The sequence below is a fragment of the Rhodococcus sp. PAE-6 genome (assembly GCF_025290685.1).
In the GTDB taxonomy this organism is placed as follows: Bacteria; Actinomycetota; Actinomycetes; order Mycobacteriales; family Mycobacteriaceae; genus Rhodococcus; species Rhodococcus pyridinivorans.
In genome coordinates this window covers 1-268 of the sequence record NZ_JAOCLZ010000131.1, presented here as the reverse complement: position 1 = coordinate 268, position 268 = coordinate 1, and the positions used below count along the sequence as shown (strand labels likewise).

Sequence of the window (268 nt, the reverse complement as noted above, 5' to 3'; positions counted from 1 at the left end):
ACTCCACGGCCTGCGGGCTCGCGAGGTCGGGATGCCGCACCTCGACGGCGTGCCGCAGCGGACGCGCGGCGTCCACCTCCACCCACACCCGATCGTCGGCGAGTTTGTCGGTGTGCCGGCGGGCGAGTTCGCCGGCGGCCCTCGTCGTGCGGGGCAACCGGGTGAAGAAGTCCGCGAACCTGTCCTCCTCGAAACCGAGCGTCGGCGGGAGCTGCCCCAGCACCGGACCGAGCTTCGGGCCGAGCGCGAGCACACCGGAGGCGAAGAA

The 268-nt window shown here is 72.8% G+C and carries 1 protein-coding gene; it reads right to left on the bottom strand.

Annotated elements, in window-relative coordinates:
- Positions 1-268, bottom strand: a 268-nt coding sequence (locus tag NVV99_RS26515) for a DUF72 domain-containing protein (protein WP_260783302.1), incomplete at both ends; no start/stop codon positions are given.